The sequence below is a fragment of the Arthrobacter mobilis genome (assembly GCF_012395835.1).
Classification (GTDB): domain Bacteria; phylum Actinomycetota; class Actinomycetes; order Actinomycetales; family Micrococcaceae; genus Crystallibacter; species Crystallibacter mobilis.
The window spans coordinates 238,811-261,986 of sequence record NZ_JAAZSQ010000001.1 but is presented as its reverse complement, the minus strand read 5'-3'; the positions used below and the strand labels follow the sequence as shown (position 1 = coordinate 261,986).

Below are 23,176 nucleotides of genomic sequence, written 5' to 3'. Positions count from 1 at the left end.
AGCGGCAGGGGTCCCCGTCCTGAGCCTGCAACGGACGGGGAAGCCGATGAACGTTAGTGGAAGAAGTGGCGCGCGCCGGTGAAGTACATCGTGATGCCGGCCGCCTTGGCGGCCTCGATGACCTCCTCGTCGCGGACTGACCCGCCGGGCTGGACCACCGCGCGGACGCCGGCGTCGATCAGGATCTGCAGTCCGTCGGCGAACGGGAAGAAGGCATCCGAGGCGGCCACGGCCCCGCGGGCCCGCTCCGGCGCGGACGCGCCCTCGACGTTCGCGGCACCGCCCGCCGAATCGGCACCGGCCTCGACCGCCACGCCCAAGGTGTTGGCCCGCTCCACGGCCAGCTTGCAGGAATCCAGGCGGTTGACCTGGCCCATCCCGATTCCCACCGCGGCACCGCCACGGGCCAGCAGGACGGCGTTGGACTTGGCCGCGCGCACCGCCCGCCAGGCGAACGCGAGGTCCGCGAGCGTGGCTTCGTCGGCGGCCTCGCCGGCAGCCAGGGTCCAGTTCTCCGGAGCGTCACCCTCGGCGTCGATCGCGTCGGCGGTCTGCAGCAGCATGCCGCCGGAGACCTGCTTGTACTCGACCGAATCCCGGCTGAAGCCCTCCGGCAGCGCCAGCAGGCGGATGTTCTTCTTCGCGGAGAGGATCTCCACGGCCTCGGGCTCGAAGCCCGGGGCCACCACCACCTCGGTGAAGATGTCCTTGACCGCGTTGGCCATGCCGGCGGTCACCGGGCGGTTGGCAGCGATCACCCCGCCGAAGGCGGAGACCGGGTCGGTGGCATGCGCCTTGGCGTGCGCCTCGGCGATCGGGTCGGCGGCGCCGGCGCTGGCGACGGCGATGCCGCACGGGTTGGCGTGCTTGATCACAGCCACCGCCGGCTCGGCAAAGTCGAACGCGGCACGCAGGGCGGCGTCGGCGTCCACGTAGTTGTTGTAGCTCATGGCCTTGCCGTGCAGCTGGTCGGCCTGGGCGATGCCCGGTGCGGCGCCGACCTCGGTGTAGAGCGCCGCCGGCTGGTGCGGGTTCTCGCCGTAGCGCAGGGACTCGGAGCGCTCCAGAGCCAGGCCCGCGTACGGCGGGAACTTCGGCGCTGCCTGCGTGTCGGCGTCGTCGCCGAACTGCTCGGCGGTCCACTTGGCCACGGCAGTGTCGTAGGCGGCGGTGTGGGCGAAGGCCAGGGACGCCAGCCGGCGGCGGGTCTTCAGGTCGAAGCCGCCGGACTTGGCGGCCTCCACGACGTCGCCGTAGCGGGCCGGGTCCACCACGATCGCCACCGACGGGTGGTTCTTGGCGGCGGCGCGCACCATGGAGGGGCCGCCGATGTCGATCTGCTCCACCACCTCGTCCTGGCTGGCGCCGGACTTCACGGTCTGCACGAACGGGTAGAGGTTGACCACCACCAGGTCGAAGGGTTCGACGTCGAGGTCCTTGAGCTGCCGGACGTGGTCCTCCAGCCGGCGGTCGGCCAGGATGCCGGCGTGCACGCGCGGGTGCAGGGTCTTCACCCGCCCGTCCAGGCACTCCGGAAACCCGGTGACCTCGGAGACCTCGGTGACCGGAACGCCGGCGGCGGCGATCTTCTTGGCGGTGGACCCGGTAGACACAATGCTGACCCCGGCGGCGTGCAGGCCCTGCGCCAGCTCCTCCAGCCCGGTCTTGTCGTACACCGAGATCAGGGCCCGGCGGATGGGAACACGGTCAAGCTGGTGCAAGCTCACGCAAATCTCCGTAAGAATCAGGGGGTGGGATGGCATTAGTTTAGAACACCGTTGGTCCCGGGCCGCCTCCGGAGCCGGCCGCCGGCAGCAGCAGTAGAGTTTTGCTAGTCCCTTTGGTTCCCCATCCTCCAGCAGGGAAGGCCACCATGACCCAGACCGAATACCTGCCCACGGGCGACCAGATCGTCCAGGAGCTGCCCTGGCGCTGGAAAGTCCAGGGGAAAATCTTCCTGATCGGCGGCCTGGGCTTCATGTTCGATGCTTGGGACGTCACGCTCAACGGCGTCCTGATCCCGCTGCTCTCGGACCACTGGGACCTTGCTCCCGCCCAGGCTGCATGGATCGGCACCGCGAACCTGGTCGGTATGGCCGTGGGTGCATTCGCCTGGGGCTCCATCGCGGACCTGATCGGGCGCCGCGCGGCCTTCACCGCCACGCTGCTGGTCTTCTCCGTGTTCACGGTCCTGGGCGCGTTCGCCCCGGACATCGTCTGGTTCTGCATCTTCCGCTTCATCGCCGGCTTCGGCCTCGGCGGCTGCGTACCCGTGGACTACGCACTGGTGGGCGAGTTCACCCCGCGCCGGCAGCGCGGCCGGGTCCTGACCGCGATGGACGGCTGGTGGCCGGTGGGGGCTGCCCTGTGCGGTTTCGTCTCGGCCGGCATCATGGCCACCATTGCGGACTGGCGCTGGACCATGCTGGTCATGGTGCTGCCGGCACTGCTGGTGTTCTGGGTCCGGCGCTCCGTGCCCGAATCCCCGCTGTACCTGGTCAGCAAGGGCAGGACGGAAGAGGCCGAGCGGGTGATCAACAGCTTGGTGGAGCGTACCGGCGGCACCGTACGGAAGTGGCGGCTGCCGGACCCGGAACAGGCCCCGCGGCTGTCCCTGGGCAATGTGTTCGAAAAGCTCGGGCAGGTCTGGACGTTCAACTGGAAGATCACCGCCGCAGCTTGGGCCCTTTTCTTCAGCATCCTGCTGGTCTACTACCTGGCGCTGACCTGGATGCCGCGGATCCTGATCGGGGCCGGCTTCGAATCCGCCCGCGCCTTCCTGACGACGGCGGGCATGGCCGCCGTCGGCATCCTCGGCGTCGTCGTGGCGGCCGCCTTCGTGGAGAAAACCGGACGCAAGTGGATCCTGGCGGTCACCGCCCCGCTCTCGGGGCTGATCCTGGTCCTGGTGGCCCTGGTGATCGAGGCACCGGCCGCCGTCGTTTTCTGGCTGCTGGCCTACGGATTCATGGTGCAGGTGGCCATTCCCGTGCTCTACGCCTATGTCTCGGAACTGTATCCGACGGCGCTGCGCGGCTCCGGCTTCGGCTGGGCATCCACCTTCTCCCGCATCGGTGCCGGCTTCGGGCCGCTGATCTTTGTCTCCGTGCTGTGGCCCAATCTCGGCCTGGCCTGGTCCTTTGCCTTGGCGGCGGTGCTCGTGCTGGCGGCCGTGCTGTGGATGGCCCGCTTCGCCCCGGAGACCAAGGGCGCTGAACTGCACTAGGGGCCCCGCGCCTGCCGGCCTGTCCGGCAGGCGCGGGCGGCCAGGCCGGCGGGCCTAGCCGGGCAGTTGCGCGTCCGGGGTTTCCTTCACCGAGAGCATCTGCCAGGCGCCGTCAGTGTAGTTGGCCGTGACGGTGAGGGTGGTGCCGTCCGGATCCCAATCCTTGGAATCGATGATCTTCCCGTCCTGGCCCACAGTGGTGCTGGCATCTTGCATAAACGGAACGACGGCGCTGAGCCTGCCCTGCTTGTCCGGCTTCCCGGCCGCGATCACGTTCAGGGGTTTCGGTTGCCCGCCCACGATCCAGCCGCCGGCCTCGTAGACAGCCTCAATGGCGTCCGCATCGGCCAGGCAGGCCGAGCAGTCCGCCGCGGCGCCGCGCATCAGGCTGGCGTCCCCGGTCTGCAGCGCGTAGTTCTTCGCGTCGAAATAGTAGTAGGTGAAAGCAGCCAACCCCTCGGAGCTGTCCTGCGCCATCCGCGCGTTCGTTTCCGGTGTGCGGACATTTTGTGCCGGAGCTTCGGTGGTTGCCGACACCGGCTTGGCCTCGGATGGCTGGTCCGAGGCGGTACCGGCACCGCAGGCGGTCAGCGCGAGCACGGCGGCCGAGGCCGCGAACAGCATCGTTTTCTTCATCATCTCCCCTGAGGTGGTGGTGTGAGCGGATGCTTCCGGCGGATGGCCGGACACAGCGCCGTCAAAACCCTACCCAGCACCAGGGAGCGAAGCGTGAAAATAATGCTTCACGTGATGCAGATCATGGAAGGGAAAACTCCTGCGGGAACCCGTTAGCAGGCGCTGCCTTCCGGGTTTTCCAGGCAGTTGTCCGCGTAGTTGTTCACGGTGGAACGCCAGACGCTGATCGTGGCCGGCGCCGCGGTGAATGTTCCGTTGCCCGGGATCGGGACGGCTGGGCCGCCGTTGACGCTGTAGGTGCCGCTGAAGGTGGTAGTCAGCGTCACTTGGAAGTCGCCGGTTTCCGTATAGATGTGGCTCGTCGCGGTCCGCTCACCCCAACGATCCCGGGGCAGCGGGCCGCCCGGCGCCGTGGTGGGTCCAAGACCGGATCCGTCGCCGTAGGTCCAGGTGTATTCGATGGGAGTGGCTTCTATCGCGACGTCCTGCCCAGGGATTTGGATGTTGAACCGCTGCTCCGAGGCATCTGCGTAGACGTTGGTGTGGGCACCGATCAAAGTGTGCGGGGTCGGCTGCAACGAGACCGTGCCTGCGTGGACAGGCAGGGACTTGAAATCCGACAGTATGCGGTCGGCGATTCGGTCCAGAATGTCCTCAGGCTCGCTGGAGTAAATGCAGGTCAGGCCGCCGACTTGTTCCGTCCAACCTGAACTGCCGAGAGCGCGGAGTCCCCTGTACCACTAAACGAGCTGTCCGTCCTCCTCCGCGCTACATATGTCGTTCCTGACCCTGCACTGAATGTCCACAAAACCCTCGTGATCTGTGCATACAAGTTCAAAGCGGTAACCGAACGGGTCATCGGCAGTACCAACAGGTATGGACGTCCACATTCCGGACGCAGGATCCCTATTCCACGAGCCCACGGCCGCCCCGTCCTGTCGCCAATTCGTGTCTACGACAGGGGCACTATGCGCCAACGGCATGACGGTAACGGTCAACAGAGAAATGAAAATCCCCGTTAGCCCTACTCTCCGTAGACCGGATGCACCGACCACCTTAGCCCATGCCTTCAACGTTTTTTGCCGTCCAGCGGCCGTCAGCAAATTCGGCGTTTATGACATCGACGATGCCGATGTCATGTTTAGTCTGTTGCTTCAAAGTTCCGTCAGGAAGATAAAAGAATATAGGCTCCTGATCTACCTGCGTCAGAACTTGGTAAGTTCCATCTGGGGCGGGGTGAAATTGTTCAATAACTGAACCAACCACAACTAATTTCCCACCGACAAGCCACTTACCGTCCGCATGCCGCTCCGAGATGGTCTCTTCGACCCTCCCACAACCTGCGCATCCGGGCCCGCTCACTTCCTTCATCGGGCCAAAATCACCGGTCTCGTAGGCAAAACTCAAGGTCTCGTACCAGTATTTAACGAATGCCTTCAGCCCTTTCTTCGACTTCTCCTTCGCGGCTTCGGGTATCTTCGGCACCGGCACATTCTCGGCCGGCCCCTCGGCAGAAGCCGGTTTGTAAGCCGCCGTTGCGCTCGGCGCCGTCGTCTCGGCCGCAGCAGGCGAGGATACAGCCACACTTGGAGCGGGAGTACCAGCGCCGGTACCCTCGGCGTCGCCGCTGCAGGCCGCAAGCCCCAGTGCGCAGGCCGCCGCCACTGCTGCTGACATTCGGGCGCGCGTCAAGAGAACGGTCACACGGCTCACCTGGACCCCCATGTACTGGTTGGGCTGCTGACTCATTGCGTGTGAGCAGTGTGTGTAAGCACACGGTTGGAGCCCGTGCGAGGTTTATCCACAGATTCGAGTAGCGGTACCTAAGGCGTTACGACACTACTCACTTAGCGCTAACTAAGAGGACAGCTTCCGCAGCGTCTCAACCAGCAGCTTCCGTTCCTCGACCTTGATCCGCTCGTGCAGCTCTTCCTCGGTATCACTCTCCAGCACCGGCACTGCGGCCTGAGCCAGGATGGGGCCGGTGTCCACGCCGGAGTCGACCAGGTGCACCGTCACTCCGGTGACCTTCACCCCATGCCGCAGCGCATCGCGAACCCCGTGCGCACCAGGGAAGGACGGCAGCAGTGCCGGGTGGGTGTTGACCATGCGCCCGTCGAACGCGGCGACGAACTCGGCGTCGAGAATGCGCATGAACCCGGCCAACAGCACCAGATCCGGCGCATACCCGGCAACGGCGGCCTGCAGGGCCCGGTTCCATTCCGGCCGGCTGGCGTAGTCCGCCGGCGGCACCGTGAAGGTGGCAATGCCGGCGTCAGCCGCCCGCTTCAGGCCCAGGCAGCCGGGAACGTCGGAGCCCACCGCGGCGATCTCGACGTCCAGCTCCCCCGCCTTGACCGCGTCGATGACAGCTTGGAGGTTGGTGCCTGAACCTGAAACGAGTACCACGATGCGCATGGGTTCAACTTTAGGCGCCAGTCTCGCCTGGCACCCAACCGCCTCCGCTGCTGGCCAGGGAAGGATGATAGGGACCCGGCGCGGCGGCGAAGTCGGCGCGTCGGGGAGCATCCCTCCCGTAGGCTTTAACCCATGCGCGAACAAACCCGGCCGCAGCCCGCCGCAGAACTGCAAAGTTCCACGGCGTTGTTCCTGCGCATGCTGCTGCTGCTTGTCCTGGCCACTTTGCTGGCCTATCCCCTGCCGCTGCCGTGGAAGGTCGTCGCCCCGGTGCTGGGGATTGCCACGGCAGTAGTCGCAATTATCGGGCTCAGGCGGGCAGTCCGGGCACGGGCCACGGGGACACTGCGTACTGTTTTCATCCTGGGCCTGGTGGTGTCCCTGTTCTTCATCCTCACCTCGCTGGCCCAGGTGGTGTTCTGGCCCCTGACGGCGGACTACGAACAGTGCATCCGCTCTGCCCTGACCCAGACAGCGCAGGACCGGTGCATGGCAGAGTACGAGCAGCGGCTCCAGGATTTGAGCACCTTCCTCAGGCGCTGACTGCGGAACGGCTACTGAGTCGCTACGCGCGGCGCGAACGCCGCGGCTCCCGTTCCAGCCACGGTCCGGCTGCCGAACCGATGACGACGCCGGCGGCCACCTCGGCAGCCACCCAGAGGGCGGTCCGCCACGGGTCCGGTCCGATCTCCACCAGCCGTCCGATGCCCAGCGACCCGTTGGTCAGCCAGGCCACCAGGGCCGCGCAGCACCCGGCCACGGCCCCGATCAAAACGGCCAGGCACAGTGTCGATACCGTCGCGGTGAACCAGCGGGCGCGCACCTTGATGGCCAGCCATTCGTCGAAGTGGTTTTCCCCCTCGCGCACGAACCACCAGCCGGCCAGCACGCCGGCCACCACGGGGAGCATGAGCCCGGCCAGGCCGAAGGACAGCTCCCCCGTTGGCAGGGCGCCGAGCACCGGAACAGAGGGCAGCGGGCCCACCGTGGTGGCCATGGGAGTCAGCGAACTGCCGGTGCCGATGGCGAACCCGGCGCCGGAGGACCAAGCCATCGTCCAGCCAACGAAGTTGGGAATCAGGCCCAACTGCACCACGGTCAGCACGGCGCCACCGACGATGCCGGGGCTGAGCTGTTCGTAGATTTCCACGATGTCGGCCCAACGGATGGCGATGGTTACCGCGAGCAAAATGGCGGACAGGCAGACGATCGCGCCGAGCGAGAGCAGGCCGGCCCGGATGACTGCCCAGAGGTAGGAACCGGCCCAGCGGGAATGCTGGCTGGTCCTGCGCACCCAGGCGGCGGCGTCGACACCGATAAGCCGGGCCCAGGATCCCGCCTCACGGTAGGCTCCGACGAGCAGGCCCGCGCCGGCTGCCAGCAGCGGGATGAGGGCCCCGGCGAGCAGGGAGATTTCCACCTCGTCGGTGCGGACCAGGTAGGCGGTAGCCGCGCCGATCAGCGCGTACACGGTGAGCGCACCGGCCAAGGCCTGCCACAACTGGTCGGTATAGGAGGCGCGGGCCAGGCGGCGGCCGGCACGCCAGGACAGGAAGAACGGAATGAGCGTCAGGCCCAGCGGCACCAGGGACAGCGTGCCGCTGAGCGTCTGCTCCGAGCCGGCGGCGGACAGTTGCAGCTGCAGCGGTACCCCGTGGATCAGCAGCCACGCCTGCCCTGCAAGCCTGCCAAGGGATTCGAAGGTCCGGTCCTTGAACCCGTCGGCGAACCAGACCCCGACCAGCGGCAGGACGACGGCGAGCGCGGAGAGCAGGGCGCACTGGAAGAATTCGAAGCCGCCCTGCAGCCACAGGGGCATGGGCAGTTCTGTCTGCCCCGGGCGCCGTATCAGTTTCATCTTTTCCATGGTGCCACCCGGCCGGACCGGCACGGCTGATAGACGCGGCCTGGATGGCGTCCGGCTGCCCGGATGGTGCCTGACCGGGCGGACCGCCGCAGCCATGAATGATTTCCAGCACGGCAGGGCCGCTTTTCCGGCGGCGGAATTATTTGGAAGCCGGAATACCAAAAAACGGGAAAGGGCGGCCGGTGCCCGTCACAAAGGCACCGGCCGCCCGTGGGGCGGAAATTCACTACGGATAATCAACGCGGAATCGACCATCGCGGACACAATCCGGATTTCCGCCTGCCCCACCGTCCGGCAACTCCACCCTTCCATTCCGGGAAGGGCTGCTGAAGCTACCTGACGGCGTCCTTGCGGCGCTTTGGGGTCATCTCATTCACCAAAGCGGCCTTCGCGCGCTTGTCCGCGCGTTTTTCCTTAGTGGATTTTCCCTGTTTTTTGGCAGGGGATCCCTGCGGCGACTTTCCGGACATTCCAGCTCCTTGGTCAGATGAAATTCCTTCAGTCCTAGAGACCATACCCGATTTAAAATAAAACGCCAGCCCCGGCCGCACCGACGGAACTAGGGCTTCAGCACCACCTTGATGCAGCCGTCCTCCTTCTTCTGGAACTTCTCGTACATCGCCGGTGCCTCCGCCAGCGGTGCACGGTGGGTGACCAGGTCGCCGACGCCCAGCGGGTCGGCGTCGTCCTCCACGAGCGGAAGCAGATCCCCGATCCAGTGCCGGACGTTGCATTGGCCCATGCGCAGCTGGATCTGCTTGTCGAACATGGTCATCAGCGGCATCGGGTCCGCCTGACCGCCATACACGCCCGAGACCGAGATCGTGCCGCCGCGCCGGACGGCGTCGATGGCCGCGTGCAGGGCGGAGAGCCGGTCCAGGCCGGCGGTCTTCATGGCTGCCTTGGCCACGGGGGACGGCAGCAGGCTGACGGCGGCCTGGGCAGTTGCCGCCCCGGGCGAACCGTGGGCTTCCATGCCGACGGCGTCGATCACGGCGTCGGGCCCGCGGCCGCCGGTCATCCCGCGCAGGTCCTCGGCGCACTGGCCGCCCCAGTCAAGGGTCGCGATGCCGTGGCGCTCGGCCATGGCCCGCCGTTCCGGCACGCCGTCCACCCCGATGACCCGGTAGCCCAGGTGCTTGCCGATGCGGGTGCAGAACTGGCCGACCGGCCCCAGGCCGAGCACTGCGAGCGTGCCTCCGCCGGGAACGTTGGCGTAGTCGACTGCCTGCCAGGCGGTGGGCAGGATGTCGGACAGGAACAGGTAGCGTTCGTCGTCGGCGTCGGGATTGGCGATCCTGATCGGCCCGTAGTCGGCGTACGGCACCCGCAGGTATTCGGCCTGGCCTCCGGGCACCGACCCGTACAGCTCGGTGTAGCCGAACAGCGAGGCGCCCATGCCGTGCTGCCGGTTCTGGGTCGTCTCGCACTGGGACTGCAGCCCGAGCCCGCACATATAGCACTGGCCGCAGGAGATGTTGAACGGCACTACCACCCGATCCCCCGGCTTCAGGTTGCTGACCTCCGGTCCCACTTCCTCGACGATCCCCATCGGCTCATGGCCCAGGATGTCGCCCTTGTGCATGAACGGGCCGAGCAGTTCGTACAGGTGCAGGTCGGAACCGCAGATCGCGGTGGAAGTGACGCGGATGATGGCGTCGGTAGGTTCCTGGATCTGCGGATCCGGAACCTCCTCAACGCTCAGTTGCCGTTTTCCCTGCCAGGTGAGCGCTTTCATGGGATCTCCTGTCCGTGGACTTCCGGCCCGCGCACCGGACGCAGGCCCGATCCCTGCCCACGCTACCTGCCGGCACCGGCCACTGCCAGCGTCCGCCGGCCACCGGAATTCTTCGCGCACCGTTCACCGGCAGGACACACCGCGCTTGCCTGGCGTCCGCCCCTGCCCGGGAGCGTGGAAGCGTGCGGATTGCAGTGGTTGCCGAATCCTTCCTGCCCCATATGAACGGGGTCACCCACTCCCTGCTGCAGGTCCTGGCCCACCTGCGCCGGCGCGGCGACGACGCCCTGGTCATCGCGCCGTCGTCCGGGCCCGGGGACGGCCCGCGGGCCGCCGCCGGCTACCCGGTGCACCGGCTGCCGTCCTTCCCGCTGCGCAACTACCCTGACGTCCGGGTGGCCGCCGGTACGGTCGCCCGGGTCCGCCGGCTGCTGGCGGACTTCGCCCCGGACGTGGTGCACATCGCCTCGCCGTTCGTGCTTGGCTGGCGCGCCGTCCAGGCAGCCCGGCAACTGGGCATTCCCACGGTGTCCGTCTACCAGACCGAAATTCCGGCCTATGCGGCCCGGTACGGGCTGCCGTGGCTGGAGCAGTTGCTCTGGCAGCGGGTGGAGAACATCCACGGACTGTCCACGCTGACGCTGGCCCCGTCCCGCTTCGCCCTCGAGCAGCTGCAGGGCCGGGGCATCGGCCGGGTGCATCTGTGGCGGCGGGGCGTGGATACGGCGCGCTTCTCGCCGGGCAAGTACGACGGCGCGTGGCGGGCCTCGGTGGCCCCGGAGGGCGGCTGCCTGATCGGCTACGTCGGCCGGCTGGCGGCGGAAAAGCAGGTGGAGGACCTGGCCGTGCTGGCCGGGCTGCCGGGGACCAGGCTGGTCATTATTGGTTCCGGACCGCTTCGGCAGGCGCTGCAGGACAGGCTGCCGGAGGCGCACTTCACCGGTTTCCTCGGCGGGGAGCAGCTGGCCCGGGCGATGGCGTCCCTGGACCTGCTGGTGCACCCGGGCGAGTCCGAAACGTTCTGCCAGACGATTCAGGAAGCCCAGGCCTCGGGCGTGCCGGTGGTCGCCGTCGGCCGCGGCGGGCCGCTGGACCTGGTGGACCCGTCCCGGACCGGCTGGACCTACGCCCCCGGGCGGCTGGACGAGCTGCGCGACCGTGTGCTGGACCTGGCCGGCGACGGCATCAAGCGCCGGGCCTTCGGACGTGCGGCCTGGGAAGCGGTGCAGGGCCGGACCTGGCCCGTGCTCTGCGAGCAGCTGGCGGGGTACTACGTCCAGGCCATCGAGATCAAGCGCCGGGCGCTGAATGCGGAGGCGCGGACGTATCTGGCCTGACCGCATTCCCCGCCCACCTGCCCGTTGACGAGGCGGAAGGTGCCCTTCCCAGCGCTGAAAAGGGCACCTTCCGCGTCGTCAACGGGTTGTGGGGGTGGATGTTGATTATGGTCAGTAACTGGCGGGGGTGCCGGCCTGCTGCGCGGCGTCCTGGGGGACGAACTTGGCGGCGAGCGCCTCGGAACCGCGGGCGAGCAGCGCCACGTCGGCGCCGACGCCGACAAAGTCCACGCCGAGGTCCATGTAGCGGCGGGCCGAGGCCTCGCCGAAGGCATTGACGCCGACGAACTTGCCGGCGGCCTTGACTGCGCGGATGCTCTCGTCGACGGCGGCGACCACGTCCGGGTGGTCCTGCTGGCCGATCACGCCCATCGACGCGGCCAGGTCCGACGGCCCGATGAACACGCCGTCGACCCCGTCCACGGCGGCAATCTGCGCCGCGTTGGCCACGGCCTCGGCGGACTCGATCTGCACGATGATCGTCACCGTCTCCGAGGCCCGGGACAGGTAGTCCGGGATGCGGTTCCAGCGCGCCGAGCGGGCCAGCGCGCTGCCCACCCCGCGCACGCCGCGCGGCGGGTAGTGGGCCGCCGCGACGGCGGCCTCGGCGTCGGCGGCACTGTGCACCATCGGAATGATGAGCGTCTGCGCCCCCAGGTCCAGGAACTGCTTGATCAGCACCGTGTCGTTGACCGGCGGGCGGACCACCGGGACGGTCGGGTACCCGCGGACCGCCTGCAGTTGCGCCAGCACCGACTCCAGGCCGTTGGGCGAATGTTCGGCGTCGATGAAGGTCCAGTCGAAGCCCGCACCGGCGCACAGTTCGGCAATCAGCGGCGAGCCGGAGCAGACCCAGATGCCCGCCAGCGGGCGGTCGGCGGCGGCGAGGACGTCCTTGAAGGACGGATCCGGTTCTACTCGAAACGACATGTGACCGTCCCCAGCCTGCCGTAGTCGGCCACCACCGTGTCGCCGGCGTACACCCACATCGGACGGGTGAAGGAACCGGCCAGGATGATCTCCCCGGCCTTGAGCCCGTCACCGTGGGCGGAGATCTTGTTGGCCAGCCAGTACACGCCGGCGGCCGGGTGGTTCAGCACACCGGCTGCGACGCCGGTCTCCTCCACCGTCTGGTTCTTGTACAGGATCGCCGAGATCCAGCGCAGGTCCACGTCGGCCGGACGGACCGGGTTGCCGCCGATGACCATCGCTCCCATGGCCGCATTGTCGGAGATGGTGTCCACGATGGTGCGGCCCTCCATCTCGATGCGCGAGTCCAGGATCTCCAGGGCCGGGACCACGTACTCGGTGGCGTTGAGCACGTCGAAGATATTGGCGTTCGGGCCGTCAATGTCCTTGTTCAGCACGAAGGCCAGCTCCACCTCGATGCGCGGGTGGGTGTACTGGTCCCACTGCACGGTGCAGCCGTTGTCCAGCACCATGTCATCGAAGATGATCCCGTAGTCCGGCTCGGAGATGCCGGTGGCGTACTGCATCGCCTTGGAGGTCAGGCCGATCTTGCGCCCGACCAGCCGGCGGCCGTTTTCCTCGCTGCGCTTGCGCCACAGGTTCTGCACCTGGTAGGAATCCTCGACCGTCATCTCCGGGAAACGGGCGGTCAGCCGCGGGACGGGAGTGCGGGTGCGGCCGGCCTCCACCAGCTCGTCCGCGATCTTTTCAATGGTCGCCTGGTCTAGCACGCGCGTTACACCACTTCCTCATCGCATTCGGGGCGCAGCACGGGCGCAAGGCACAGCCTTGGGCTTCAGTCCAGATGCTGCTGGTCCCGGCGGCTTCTCCGCCCGGGTCAGCACCATAGTACGTTCACCGCCGCCGGTTCCCGGCCTCGGTTACATGGCCAAGAGCGGGGCAGCCGGGTCCTAAGCGTGGCGCGAAGCGACACGAAAGGGCCTGCCCAGCTCGCTAGGGTGGAGCCATGACCGAAACCTCGCGCCCTGCACCCGGCCCGTCCGCTGCACCTTCGCTGGCGGTCCAGCTGGCCGAACAGTTCAAAGCCTTCGGCGTCGCCAAAGCTTTTGGCGAGCCGGTGCGGCTGGGCGATGAGACGGTGGTCCCGGTGGCCGTGGTGCAGTACGGCTTCGGCGGCGGAGGCGGTCACCACGACGGCGCCGCCGCCGAAAGCGGCGGCGTGCGGCAGGAGGGCGGCGGCGGAGGCGGAGTCATTGTTCCCGTGGGCGTGCTCGCCCGCAACCGGGACGGCCGGGCCGTGTTCCGCCCGAACCCGGTGGCCGTGCTGGCCTGCCTGGTCCCCGTGCTGTGGGCGGGCGGACACGCCGTCTCCCGGGTGGTACGGACGTTCAGGTCCTGAGACGGTAGCCGCGTACCGTCCGCAGCCGTAGGCTCGTAACCGGCAGTACCGGCCGATTCCGAAAGGACGTCCCATGAAGCTCAGCCACATTCCGCTCCGCCTGTCCAGCGGTGCCTTCATCCTCAATGCCGGGGTAGGCAAGCTGGAACTGGACAAGGATTCCGCAGCAGGCATGCAGGCCATGACCGCCCGGGTGTTTCCGCAGGTCAAGGAGATGGACCCGGAGAAGTTTGGCAAGTATCTCAGCTACGCCGAAATGGCCCTGGGCGGCCTGGTGCTCGCGCCGTTCGTCCCCAGCAGGGTCGCCGGCCTGGCCCTGGCCGGCTTCTCCGGCTCCCTGCTGTCGATGTACCTGAAGACCCCGGGCATGACCCAGTCCGACGGTATCCGCCCGACCCAGGAGGGCACGGCGGTAGCCAAGGACGTGTGGCTGCTCGGCATCGCGCTGGCCCTGCTGCTCGATAGCGGGCGCCGGAAGAAGTCCGCGCGGCTCTGACCCGGGCAGCATGCCCTTCTACCAGGATGCCTCCGCCACGCGGCCGCTGACGGCCCTCCACCTCGTGCAGCGGACCCGCCGGCTGTTCCAGCTCGCCGAGCCGATCTACTACCGCCGCCGCGGCACGGACGGCGTCGTCACGGTCCTGGCGCACGACCTCACCCGCGGCCCGGAGGGGAACTCGTCCGACCTGGCCTCGGTACCGACGTGGATGTGGGGGCTGGTGGCCAGCTATGGACGGCAGAGCGCGCCGGCTTTGCTGCACGACCAGCGCACGGTGGAAACCATGCAGCTGCCGCCGCAGGAAGCCCTGCGGCAGCGGCGGATCTACGACGAGGAGTTCCGGCAGGCCCTGCTGGAGACGGGAGTGGCCCAGCTGCGGGCGCGGCTGATGTGGGCCGTGGTCTCCGCGGACAACCACTGGTCCCACACCCGCGTCCGCGGAAAACTGCTCGTCAGCGCCGTCGCCGCCGGGGTGCTGGCCCTGCTCGCCGGCATCGTGCTCTCACTCGCCGCCGGCAGCCCGGTCCCCCTGGCCGTGGCTCTGGCCGCGGCGGCGGTGCTCTCGGCCCTGTGGGGCCGGGACTGGGCTGTTGCGGCGACCTTGGCCGGGATGTTCGGTCTCTTCGCTCCGGTCCTGGCCGCGGCCTGGGCTGGGCAGCTGCTGCTGTGGCTGTGCGAAGTCCTGTGGTGGCTGGCGGCCGGGGCCTTGGCGCACCAGCCGGCACCGGCTCCCGTCCCGGGGCCGCTGGCGCGCAGCCGGGTACTTTAACCCGTGCGGCAGCGGCGGTTCCACCCCCGCCCGCAGCATTATGGCCAAGATCACAATCACGGAACGGGGTTGCGGTGAAGGGGGCAATTCCAAGCGAACTAAGATGGAGCCCAGAACCCCGGCTTTCGAGGCGGAAACCTGGAACCGGAGGTTCACCCACCCCTTATCCGCTCACCTACGGGCACCTTTGGCGTGCCCTGCCCACGCATCGTCAGCACCAGTTTTGGAGGAAGAACAGCAGTCATGTCATCGCAAGCTCTTGAGCATGGTGGCAACCACGACAACAAGGACCTGCCCGGGCGGATCAAGGCAGCAGTACAGGCGGTGTACCGCAGGGCGAAGGCTGCGGACCTGCGCTTTCCCCTGTGGGTCCTCGGGCTGACCTTCGGATTCTGGTTCGCCATTTTCTGGGCGGATGCGCCGCAGATCGGCAGCCTCTCCCCTGTCGCCGCGCTATTGAAGATCTACGGCGCAGGCATCGCGGTGGCCGCATCGCTCGCCATCGTCACCGCCGCGGTCTGGACCATCGTGCGGCGCATGGGCTACGCGGACCTGTTCGCCCCGGATGCCGGGGACGGCGAGGAGTAACGCCGGGTACAACAGCGGCGGGCGCCCCCGCCGGCTCCGGCCTGCATAGGATAGGGAGACAGTCCCATCCAGGCCCGTCCTGCGGCCGGAAACTGCGAGGAGCATGATGACAGCCGAGGCAGCGCCGCGGAAGCACCGCACGGCCGGGCGTCCGGTCCAGAAGATCCTGTCCAAGGAAGCGATCACGGTCGCGGCGCTCAAGCTCATCGCCTCCGGCGGCTACGACGCGCTGACCATGTCCGGCCTGGCCCGCCATCTTGGCGTCGCCCCGTCCGCGCTGTACAACCATGTCGCCTCCAAGCACGACGTGCTGCTGCTGGTCCAGGACCACATCATGGCCAACGTGGACGTCTCCGGGTTCGGCGCACTGCCGTGGGACGAGGCGGTCCGGCGCTGGGCCTGGTCGTACCGGGAAGTGTTCAGCCAGCACACCCCGCTGATTCCGGTCATCGCGGTCCTGCCGGTGACCGGTGCCCCGCGGACGCTGGCCATGTACGAGGAGCTGACCTCCGGCTTCCTCGCCGCCGGCTGGCCCGAACCGCTGGTGGTTCCGGCCATTGTGGCGCTGGAATCCTTCATCTTCGGCTCCGCCTTCGACGTCACTGCCCCGGAGGACATCTTCGAGTCGGGTGAACTGGCCAAGGCCAACCCCAAGTTCAGCGCCGCCGTCCGGGCCCGCCAGCGCAACGGCGGCAGCGCCGCCTCGCCTACGGCCGACGCCGCCTTCCGGCTGGGGCTGGAGGGGCTGATCAGCGGCTTGGAAGAACAGCGCCGCAGCTGGGCTGCGCACGGCGCGTAGCCGGATAAGGGGTCATCATGGCCGTTGCTTTCAACCACACCATCATTTTCGCCAAGGACAAGGTCCTTTCCGCGGACTTCTTCGCCCGGATCTTCGGCGTCGCCCCGCCGCGGCCCATGTGGTCCTTCATGACCATCATGCTGGAGAACGGCGTTGCGCTGGACTTCGCCAACCGGGACGGAGACATCGCCTCCCAGCACTATGCCTTCTTGGTCAGCGACGAGGATTTCGACGGGATCCTCGTCCGGATCGAAGCAGAGCAGGTCCCCTACTGGGCCGACCCGGCCAAGTCCCTGCCGCAGCAGATCAACCGCAACGACGGCGGACGAGGCGTGTACTTCCATGACCCCGCCGGGCACTTCCTGGAGGCGATCACACGCCCGTACGGCTCCGGTGCGGCATGAGCCAGGATCGTCGGAGTCTCCAGGATCCGGTTGTGGCCGTCAGGTCCGCCCTCGTCACCCTCGGCGCCGGCGACACGGTCAGGACCTTCGCCAGCGACGTGCCGACGGCGGCCGCCGCGGCCGCCGAGCTCGGCTGCGACGTGGCCGCCATTGCCAACAGCCTCGTCTTCGAGCTCGACGGCTCGCCGCTGCTGATCCTGGCCAGCGGTGCCGCCCGAGTGGACACCAAGCTGGTGGCCGCGCAGCTGGGCACCGGCCGCATCCGCCGGGCCAGTCCCGAGTTCGTCCTGGCGCACACCGGCCAGCACGTGGGCGGTGTGGCTCCGGTGGGGCACCCGGCTCCGATCCCCACGGTGCTTGACGCTTCCCTCAGGAATCATCCGGTCCTCTGGGCCGGCGCAGGCAACCGCAGGTCCATGTTCTCCATCGGCTTCGACGAACTGCGGCGCATCATCGGCGCCGAGGTCATGCAGGTACGCTGACCCTGTTCCGCGGGCCGGATGCCGGTGTGGTCGGCCCGCGGACGGCACCTCGGCCTCAGTGCAGGTCCTTGCCCTTGGTCTCCGGGAGGGTGAAGATGAAGGCGATGCTGACCATGTGCACGGCCTTGCACGCCAGCGCCGATGCGTGGACCCTCGAGGCGCTCAGCGCACCGCAGCGCGCGGCTGCGCAGCCTCACCGGAGCGAAGCCGGACGCGTATGCCGGGCCGCCGCCGTTGCCGCAACGGACGGGCGACGGCGGCGGAGATCGCCGCGGCCACGGGGATGCATCCGATGACCGCACGCCGGCAACTGAACCGCGTCCTGGCCAGCGGCACCCTGTTCTTCCGCTGCGAAGTGGTGCAGAACTACTCCGGCTACCCGGTCAGCTGCCAGTGGTCCGTCAGCCTCCCGCCGGCCGACCGACGGCGCGCCATCGAGGCACTGCGCAGCTTCCGGGGACTGCGCTGTGCGCCTCCATCACAGGCACCAGCAATTTCACGTTCATCATGTGGATGCCTTCGGCCGCCGAGGTCCTCGACATCGAGGACCGTTTCCTGGCTGCTGTCCCCGGCGAGCGGATCATTGAAAGCTCGCTCACGGTGAAGTTCCTCAAACGTGTGGGCGTGATGCTGAACCCGGACTCGACGGCGACCGGCGACGTGGTGGTGCCGCGGTCGGTGCCGGTGTAGGCCCGCCAAGGGCGGCAGCCAACGGACGCAGGCGCCGTTCCTGCCGAGCACAAGGCCGCGCCCACCGGGCAGGATATGCTCCTGCCCCGTGGGCGCGGCCAATGGTGGATCAGTCCGTTTCGGGACTCTGGCAGTACGGGCAGTCGGAGCCGCAGCCACCCTCCCGGCCCGCGGCGGGTGCCTCGTCCGCTACCCCCACGGAATCACCCCGAGCAGCAGGCCGACGGCGAGCATGACCAGCGAGATGACGGCCGAGCGCCAGAGCACCTTCTTGTGGTGGTCGCCCAACTCCACCTTGGCCAGCGAGACCAGCAGCAGGATGGCCGGCACCAGCGGGCTCTGCATGTGCACCGGCTGGCCGGTGATGGAGGCCCGGGCCATTTCCGCCGGCCCGATGCCGTAGTGGGCGGCCGTTTCGCTCAGCACCGGCAGCACGCCGAAGTAGAACGCGTCATTGCTCATGAAGAAGGTCATCGGGATGCTCAGCAGGCCGGTGATGACCGCCAGGAACGGGCCCATCGATTCCGGAACAATGCCCACCAGCCACTTGGACATCGCATCCACCATGCCGGTGCCGTTGAGTACGCCGGTGAGCACGCCGGCGGCCATCACCATCGAGACCACGGCCACGATGCTTTGGCCGTGCGCCACCAGCTGCGCGGCCTGGTCCTTGACGTGCGGGAAGTTGACCACCAGGGCAATGGCGGAGCCAACCATGAAGACGAAGGCCAGCGGGACAATGTCGAGCACCAGCACCACCATGACCGCCACGGTCAGGGCGAGGTTGAACCAGAACAGCTTCGGCCGCAACGTGGGCCGGTTCGGGTCCAGCGCGGAATCGGCCAGCGATGCCTCCAGGACCGGAGCCTCGAGCACGGCGACGCTGCCGCTGCCGCCCTGGCCTGCCGCACGGCTGCCGGCGAGGCCCGGGCCGGCCGGAACCGAACCGCCGCGGTCCGCCCCGGAGCCGCCGGCACCGCCGGTGGCCCAGAACTCCGGCTTGGCGCCGGCCAGCCGCTTGCGCTCGTGCAGGCCCAGGGTCCAGGCAAAGACCATCACCACGACCATGCCGGCCAGCAGGGACGGGATCATCGGCACGAAGACCTCCGAGGGCGTGACGTCCAGTGCCGCCGCGGCGCGGGCGGTCGGGCCGCCCCAGGGCAGGATGTTCATGGTGCCGTTGGCCAGGCCGGCCACGCAGGTGAGCACCACCGGGCTCAGGCCCAGGCGCAGGTAGATCGGCAGCATCGCGGCCGTGGTCAGGATGAAGGTGGTGGATCCGTCCCCGTCCAGGGAGACGACGCCGGCCAGCACCGCCGTGCCCAGGACCACCTTCGCCGGGTCGTTGCCCAGGGTGCGCAGGATGAAGCGCACCAGCGGGTCGAACAGGCCGACGTCGATCATCAGGCCGAAGAAGATGATCGCGAACATCAGCAACGCTGCCGTCGACGTCAGCGACTTCATCGACTCCAGGACCATCTCGCCCAGGCCAAGGCCCGCTCCGGCGAACAGGCCAAAAATAGTCGGCACCAGAATCAACGCCAGCACCGGCGTGAGCTTCTTGGTCATGATCAAGGCCATAAAGACCGCGATCATGGCAAAACCGAGGAAAACCAGCACAGCTACTCCTTACACCTGCGTCCGGTCCCGTGACCGGCATTACAGACACTAGGGTGGTCCGGATCACCTCTGGCGGTTTAGCCCGGTTGAAGTGCATACTGCTTATTGCGCACGTTTTGCGCATTTAGCTCAGCCCCCTCGACCCAGGAGAACCATGGAACCCACCGGCCGCCGGCCGGCCCGCCTGGGGTTTTCGGCGCGGATGCTGCTGCTCCAGCTGGCGGTGGTGGCCCTCGTGGTGCTGCTGTCCGCCGCCGTCTTCGGCTGGCTGACCTACCAGCGGCTGGGCCGCAACGCCGAGGACCAGGCTCTGGCAGTGGCCCGTACCGTGGCGGCCTCCTCCGATGTGCGCGCCGAAGTGGCCGCCCTGGCCGATGCCGGCCCCGGCCGGCTCGCCGGCGAGGTGCTGGCCGCGGGCCCGCTGCAGCCGCTGGCTGAGCAGGTGCGGGCGCGCACCGACGCGTTGTTCGTGGTCATCACGGACGACGCCGGGCTCCGGCTGGCGCATCCCAACCCGGCTCTGCTGGGCCAGCGGGTGAGCACCGACCCGTCCGAGGCGCTGGCCGGCCGCGAGGTGACCGCGCAGGAACAAGGCACGCTGGGCCACTCGGCCCGGGCCAAGGTGCCGGTCTACGCCCCGGATTCCACAGGACGGATCGTCGGCGAAGTCAGCGTGGGTTTCTCCAGCGAGGACGTGCTGGAAAGCCTGGGCGGAAACATCCTGCCGGTGGCGGCCACCGCCGCCGGGGCCCTGGGCCTGGGCGCGCTGGCATCCTGGCTCCTGGGCCGGCGGCTGAAGCGGCTGACCCTGGGCCTGGAACCCGAGGACATCGCAGCCCTGACGCAGGACCAGGAGGCCGTGCTGCGCGGGGTCGACGACGGGGTGGTCGGCGTGTCCGCGGACCGGCGGATTACCGTCTTCAACCGCAAGGCCAAGCAGCTGCTGGGCCTGGACATTGCCGCGGACCTGGTCGGCCTGCCGCTGGAGCAGGCCGGGCTGCCGGCGGCCGCCGGCGCCCTGCTGGCCGAGGCCGTGCCGGAATCGGCCCCGCTGGAACTGGTCGCCGGCCAGCGGGTGCTGATCCTCACCGCCCGTGCCGTCCAGCCCAGCCGCACCCCCGGCCGGCGCGGCTACCGTCCGGACGCCGGCACGACCATCGCCGGGGCGCCCGAGCTCGGCTGGGTGATCATGCTGCGGGACCGCACCGAGCTGCAGTCGCTGACCCGGCAGCTGGACGCCGTCGGCGCGCTGAGCACGGCGCTGCGGGCCCAGCGGCACGAATTCGCCAACCGGCTGCACACCGTCTCCGGGCTGCTGGACATCGGCCGGCCCGGGCAGGCACGGGACTACCTGGCCGAAATCATGGCCGCCGGTCCGCTAAAGTACCCGGTGGAGCAGGCCGAACTGCTGCGCGATCCCTACCTGCAGGCCTTCATCGGCGCCAAGGCCGTGGAGGCGGCCGAGCGCGGAGTGAGGCTGCGGATCGGCCCGGAAACCAGCATCCACGGACAAGTCTCGGATCCGCAGGATGTGACCACGGTGATTGGGAACCTGATCGACAATGCGGTGCGGGCAGCAGTGCACGGCAGCAACCCCGACCGGTGGGTGGAAATCGAGCTGCTGGACGAGCCCGGGCAGGATTCCGGAACACTGCACCTGGTGGTGGCCGATTCCGGAGACGGCATCCAGGCCGGGCCGGGCGACGGTGCGGACGAGGTCGAACAGCTCTTCTCCGAAGGCTTCTCCACGGCCGCTGCGGTGCGCCCGGACCTTGTGACCGGACCCGGGGCAGCCGGCGACGGAGCGCCGGGCGGTGAGCTGCCGGACATCCACGGACAGGGATTCGGCCTGCCGCTGAGCCGGCAGTTGGCCCGGCGCCGCGGCGGCGACGTCTGGGTGGCGGACCGCGGCCGTCCCGGCGGGCCGGGCGCCGTCTTCTGCGCCCGGCTGCCCGGGACGGTCGCCCCGCCCGCGGCCCGCGCCGCAGGCGGGAAGGACAGTGGGCAGGGCAACGGACAGGATGCCGGACGGAACGGAGGGACAAAGCGGTGACCGAGGACCTGCAGGTGCTGATTGTCGACGACGACTTCCATGTGGGCCGGCTGCATGCAGGCTACGTGGACGCGGTTCCCGGCTTCCGCGCGCTGCCTCCGGTAGGCTCCGCCGAGCAGGCCCTGCGCGTCGTGCACGGCAGCGGGCCGGACCTTGTCCTGCTGGACGTCTACCTGCCGGACGCGCTGGGTCTGGACCTGCTGCGCAGCCTGGACGTGGACGTGATCATGCTGACCGCCGCAGCCGATGCCGCCTCCATCCGCAAGGCGATGCGGCGCGGTGCCCTGGGCTACCTGATCAAGCCGTTCGGGGCCGGCCAGCTGGCCCGGAAGCTGCGCGCCTACGCCCGCTACCGGCGCGTGCTGGCGGAAAAACCCGTGCTGGACCAGGACACGCTCGAACGCGCGCTGCATGCCCTGCATCCGGGCACCGACAGCGGCACCGCGCGGGCCCGCTCCGCCACCGAGGCCTCGGTGCTCGAGGCGCTGGAGCCCGGCACCGCGCAGTCCGCCAGCGAGGTGGCGCGCCGGGTGGGCATCTCCCGCGCCACGGCCCAGCGCTACCTCTCGGCGCTGGCCGACGACGGCGCCATCGAGATCCAGCTGCGCTACGGCAGCACCGGCCGGCCCGAACACCGCTACAGCCTGGCCCCATCCTGACCGGAACGTTGACCCTCTGCCCCGGCGGGAGTACTAATAAGGATTCCGAACCACAGTCAGCGGCTGCCCCTTTCCTCCGCAAGCGCGTCGCGCCTGCCCACTGCTCGCAAGCTCGCAGCGGGTCCCTCGGCGCTAGCTGCAGGCCAGGGCCCCTGCCGCTTCCCTTGGAGGTAAGGCAATGTCGACCCAGTCAACGAATGAGTCCGCGATTCCCGGCTACGCCTACGGCGCCGTCGGCCATTCCCCGGTGACCCTGGATGAGCTGCAGGCGCTGAAGGCCACGGTCATGTTCGGCGAGGAAGACAGTGCGCTGCTGCACCGTGCCGGCGAGCTGCTCGGGGACCAGGTCGAGGAGATCCTCGATGTCTGGTACGGCTTCGTGGCCGGGCAGCCGCATCTGGTGGCCCAGTTCTCGCAGCCCGGCGGCGGCCCGATCACCGAATACCTGCAGGCCGTGCGCGCACGGTTCGGCCAGTGGATCCGGGATACCTGCACCCGCCCCTACGACCAGGCCTGGCTGGACTACCAGGAGGAGATCGCGCTGCGGCACACTCCGGCGCACAAGAACGAAACCGACCATGTCCACTCCACGCCGGTGGTCCCGCTGCGGTACCTGATCGGGCTGATCGTGCCCATCTCCACCACCGTCCGCCCGTTCCTGGCCAGACGGGAGGAGGACCCGGCGCAGGTCGATGCCATGCTGCAGGCCTGGATCAAGGCCGTGGTGCTGCAGGTGGCGCTGTGGTCGCGCCCGTACGCCCGCGAGGGCCAGTGGTAGGGACCGCACCTACCGCCGCCCGCCCGGCTATGGTTAGCATGGCCCCATGGAATTTGCCCAGGACGACGCCGGTGACATGGTGGTTGGGGACGTGGTGCATGTCAAGGGCAAGGCACTGACGGTCGGCATCTCCGGAATCTCCGGCGACGAAGTGCTCAGCCTCGGCTGGGTGGAGACCGGCGAGAGCATCAACCTCACCCTGCCCGAAGCCATCAAGCTGCGCGACGAGATCGACAAGATCATCCGGGACAGGCACACCGGAGAGTAGGCGGCGCCCCTGCCCC

Annotated in this window: 26 protein-coding genes; 15 read left to right on the top strand and 11 right to left on the bottom strand. The window is 68.5% G+C overall.

The annotated features are described in order from the left end of the window. Positions 1-53 precede the first annotated feature (53 nt). A complete protein-coding gene (gene purH, locus HGG74_RS01285) occupies positions 54-1,763 on the bottom strand; it encodes a bifunctional phosphoribosylaminoimidazolecarboxamide formyltransferase/IMP cyclohydrolase (RefSeq protein ID WP_168484530.1) in 1,710 nt (569 codons plus the stop codon). 110 nt (positions 1,764-1,873) lie between these two features. Between purH and HGG74_RS01280 the strand changes: the two genes are divergently transcribed. Then, entirely contained in the window at positions 1,874-3,226 is a 1,353-nt protein-coding gene (locus HGG74_RS01280; protein WP_168484529.1) for an MFS transporter, read from the top strand. A gap of 54 nt (positions 3,227-3,280) precedes the next feature. On the opposite strand, the gene HGG74_RS01275 is transcribed toward HGG74_RS01280, so the two are convergent. The 4 genes from HGG74_RS01275 to purN all read right to left on the bottom strand — a co-directional run bounded on the left by HGG74_RS01275 (position 3,281) and on the right by purN (position 6,280). Next, positions 3,281-3,865: a DUF6318 family protein gene (locus HGG74_RS01275; protein WP_205761126.1), complete on the bottom strand. Its 585-nt coding sequence runs from the start codon at positions 3,863-3,865 to the stop codon at positions 3,281-3,283. Positions 3,866-4,014: 149 nt separating this feature from the next. Further along, positions 4,015-4,440 carry a PKD domain-containing protein gene (locus HGG74_RS01270; protein WP_246262503.1) on the bottom strand — a complete coding sequence of 142 codons (426 nt, stop codon included), beginning with the start codon at positions 4,438-4,440 and terminating at the stop codon, positions 4,015-4,017. A gap of 478 nt (positions 4,441-4,918) precedes the next feature. Further along, positions 4,919-5,611, bottom strand: coding sequence for a DUF6318 family protein (locus HGG74_RS01265; RefSeq protein WP_205761124.1), 693 nt, complete (start codon positions 5,609-5,611; stop codon positions 4,919-4,921). 108 nt (positions 5,612-5,719) lie between these two features. Beyond that, complete coding sequence (purN, locus tag HGG74_RS01260) at positions 5,720-6,280, bottom strand: phosphoribosylglycinamide formyltransferase (RefSeq protein ID WP_168484526.1); 561 nt, start codon at positions 6,278-6,280, stop codon at positions 5,720-5,722. A 132-nt stretch (positions 6,281-6,412) separates the two neighbouring features. Here purN and HGG74_RS01255 point away from each other — a divergent pair, with 132 nt between their 5' ends. Next, positions 6,413-6,823, top strand: coding sequence for a hypothetical protein (locus HGG74_RS01255; RefSeq protein ID WP_168484525.1), 411 nt, complete (start codon positions 6,413-6,415; stop codon positions 6,821-6,823). 22 nt (positions 6,824-6,845) lie between these two features. On the opposite strand, the gene HGG74_RS01250 is transcribed toward HGG74_RS01255, so the two are convergent. The 3 genes from HGG74_RS01250 to HGG74_RS01245 form a co-directional block, all read right to left on the bottom strand. Continuing rightward, positions 6,846-8,138, bottom strand: a complete 1,293-nt coding sequence (locus HGG74_RS01250; protein ID WP_168484524.1) for a cell division protein PerM — start codon at positions 8,136-8,138, stop codon at positions 6,846-6,848. Between the two features lie 341 nt (positions 8,139-8,479). After that, positions 8,480-8,617 carry a hypothetical protein gene (locus tag HGG74_RS21120; protein ID WP_205761122.1) on the bottom strand — a complete coding sequence of 46 codons (138 nt, stop codon included), beginning with the start codon at positions 8,615-8,617 and terminating at the stop codon, positions 8,480-8,482. A gap of 89 nt (positions 8,618-8,706) precedes the next feature. Continuing rightward, the gene (locus HGG74_RS01245) at positions 8,707-9,885 is read right to left on the bottom strand and encodes a zinc-dependent alcohol dehydrogenase (RefSeq protein WP_168484523.1); all 1,179 of its coding nucleotides are present in this window, start codon (positions 9,883-9,885) and stop codon (positions 8,707-8,709) included. Positions 9,886-10,067: 182 nt separating this feature from the next. On the opposite strand from HGG74_RS01245, the gene HGG74_RS01240 reads away from it, so the two are divergent. Continuing rightward, positions 10,068-11,222 carry a glycosyltransferase family 4 protein gene (locus tag HGG74_RS01240; protein WP_168484522.1) on the top strand — a complete coding sequence of 385 codons (1,155 nt, stop codon included), beginning with the start codon at positions 10,068-10,070 and terminating at the stop codon, positions 11,220-11,222. A gap of 111 nt (positions 11,223-11,333) precedes the next feature. Here the strand turns inward: HGG74_RS01240 and HGG74_RS01235 are convergent, their stop codons facing one another. Beyond that, positions 11,334-12,152, bottom strand: a complete 819-nt coding sequence (locus HGG74_RS01235) for an aldolase/citrate lyase family protein (RefSeq protein WP_205761121.1) — start codon at positions 12,150-12,152, stop codon at positions 11,334-11,336. Beyond that, positions 12,137-12,922 carry a 2-oxo-hept-4-ene-1,7-dioate hydratase gene (hpaH, locus tag HGG74_RS01230; RefSeq protein ID WP_168484521.1) on the bottom strand — a complete coding sequence of 262 codons (786 nt, stop codon included), beginning with the start codon at positions 12,920-12,922 and terminating at the stop codon, positions 12,137-12,139. Before hpaH ends, HGG74_RS01235 begins: the two co-directional genes overlap by 16 nt. Before the next feature lie 236 nt (positions 12,923-13,158). Here hpaH and HGG74_RS01225 point away from each other — a divergent pair, with 236 nt between their 5' ends. From HGG74_RS01225 to HGG74_RS01190, 8 genes are all read left to right on the top strand, one after another. Next, positions 13,159-13,551, top strand: coding sequence for a spore germination protein GerW family protein (locus HGG74_RS01225; RefSeq protein ID WP_168484520.1), 393 nt, complete (start codon positions 13,159-13,161; stop codon positions 13,549-13,551). A 73-nt stretch (positions 13,552-13,624) separates the two neighbouring features. Further along, positions 13,625-14,047 carry a hypothetical protein gene (locus tag HGG74_RS01220; RefSeq protein WP_168484519.1) on the top strand — a complete coding sequence of 141 codons (423 nt, stop codon included), beginning with the start codon at positions 13,625-13,627 and terminating at the stop codon, positions 14,045-14,047. A gap of 10 nt (positions 14,048-14,057) precedes the next feature. After that, on the top strand, positions 14,058-14,819 hold the full coding sequence (locus HGG74_RS01215) for a DUF1353 domain-containing protein (protein WP_168484518.1): 762 nt from the start codon (positions 14,058-14,060) through the stop codon (positions 14,817-14,819). Positions 14,820-15,062: 243 nt separating this feature from the next. Continuing rightward, entirely contained in the window at positions 15,063-15,407 is a 345-nt protein-coding gene (locus HGG74_RS01210; RefSeq protein WP_168484517.1) for a hypothetical protein, read from the top strand. 106 nt (positions 15,408-15,513) lie between these two features. Next, a complete protein-coding gene (locus HGG74_RS01205) occupies positions 15,514-16,206 on the top strand; it encodes a TetR/AcrR family transcriptional regulator (RefSeq protein WP_168484516.1) in 693 nt (230 codons plus the stop codon). Between the two features lie 17 nt (positions 16,207-16,223). Beyond that, positions 16,224-16,610: a VOC family protein gene (locus tag HGG74_RS01200; protein ID WP_168484515.1), complete on the top strand. Its 387-nt coding sequence runs from the start codon at positions 16,224-16,226 to the stop codon at positions 16,608-16,610. Continuing rightward, the gene (locus HGG74_RS01195) at positions 16,607-17,092 is read left to right on the top strand and encodes a YbaK/EbsC family protein (protein WP_168484514.1); all 486 of its coding nucleotides are present in this window, start codon (positions 16,607-16,609) and stop codon (positions 17,090-17,092) included. Before HGG74_RS01200 ends, HGG74_RS01195 begins: the two co-directional genes overlap by 4 nt. Before the next feature lie 513 nt (positions 17,093-17,605). Next, positions 17,606-17,782: a hypothetical protein gene (locus tag HGG74_RS01190; protein WP_205761119.1), complete on the top strand. Its 177-nt coding sequence runs from the start codon at positions 17,606-17,608 to the stop codon at positions 17,780-17,782. Between the two features lie 189 nt (positions 17,783-17,971). Here the strand turns inward: HGG74_RS01190 and HGG74_RS01185 are convergent, their stop codons facing one another. Next, a complete protein-coding gene (locus HGG74_RS01185) occupies positions 17,972-19,402 on the bottom strand; it encodes a CitMHS family transporter (protein WP_168484512.1) in 1,431 nt (476 codons plus the stop codon). 154 nt (positions 19,403-19,556) lie between these two features. On the opposite strand from HGG74_RS01185, the gene HGG74_RS01180 reads away from it, so the two are divergent. The 4 genes from HGG74_RS01180 (at position 19,557) to HGG74_RS01165 (ending at position 23,160) form a co-directional block, all read left to right on the top strand. Further along, complete coding sequence (locus HGG74_RS01180) at positions 19,557-21,455, top strand: sensor histidine kinase (protein WP_168484511.1); 1,899 nt, start codon at positions 19,557-19,559, stop codon at positions 21,453-21,455. Further along, on the top strand, positions 21,452-22,114 hold the full coding sequence (locus HGG74_RS01175) for a response regulator (RefSeq protein ID WP_168484510.1): 663 nt from the start codon (positions 21,452-21,454) through the stop codon (positions 22,112-22,114). Before HGG74_RS01180 ends, HGG74_RS01175 begins: the two co-directional genes overlap by 4 nt. Before the next feature lie 178 nt (positions 22,115-22,292). After that, a complete protein-coding gene (locus HGG74_RS01170) occupies positions 22,293-22,892 on the top strand; it encodes a protoglobin domain-containing protein (protein WP_168484509.1) in 600 nt (199 codons plus the stop codon). A gap of 46 nt (positions 22,893-22,938) precedes the next feature. After that, positions 22,939-23,160 carry a hypothetical protein gene (locus tag HGG74_RS01165; RefSeq protein ID WP_168484508.1) on the top strand — a complete coding sequence of 74 codons (222 nt, stop codon included), beginning with the start codon at positions 22,939-22,941 and terminating at the stop codon, positions 23,158-23,160. Positions 23,161-23,176 lie beyond the last annotated feature (16 nt).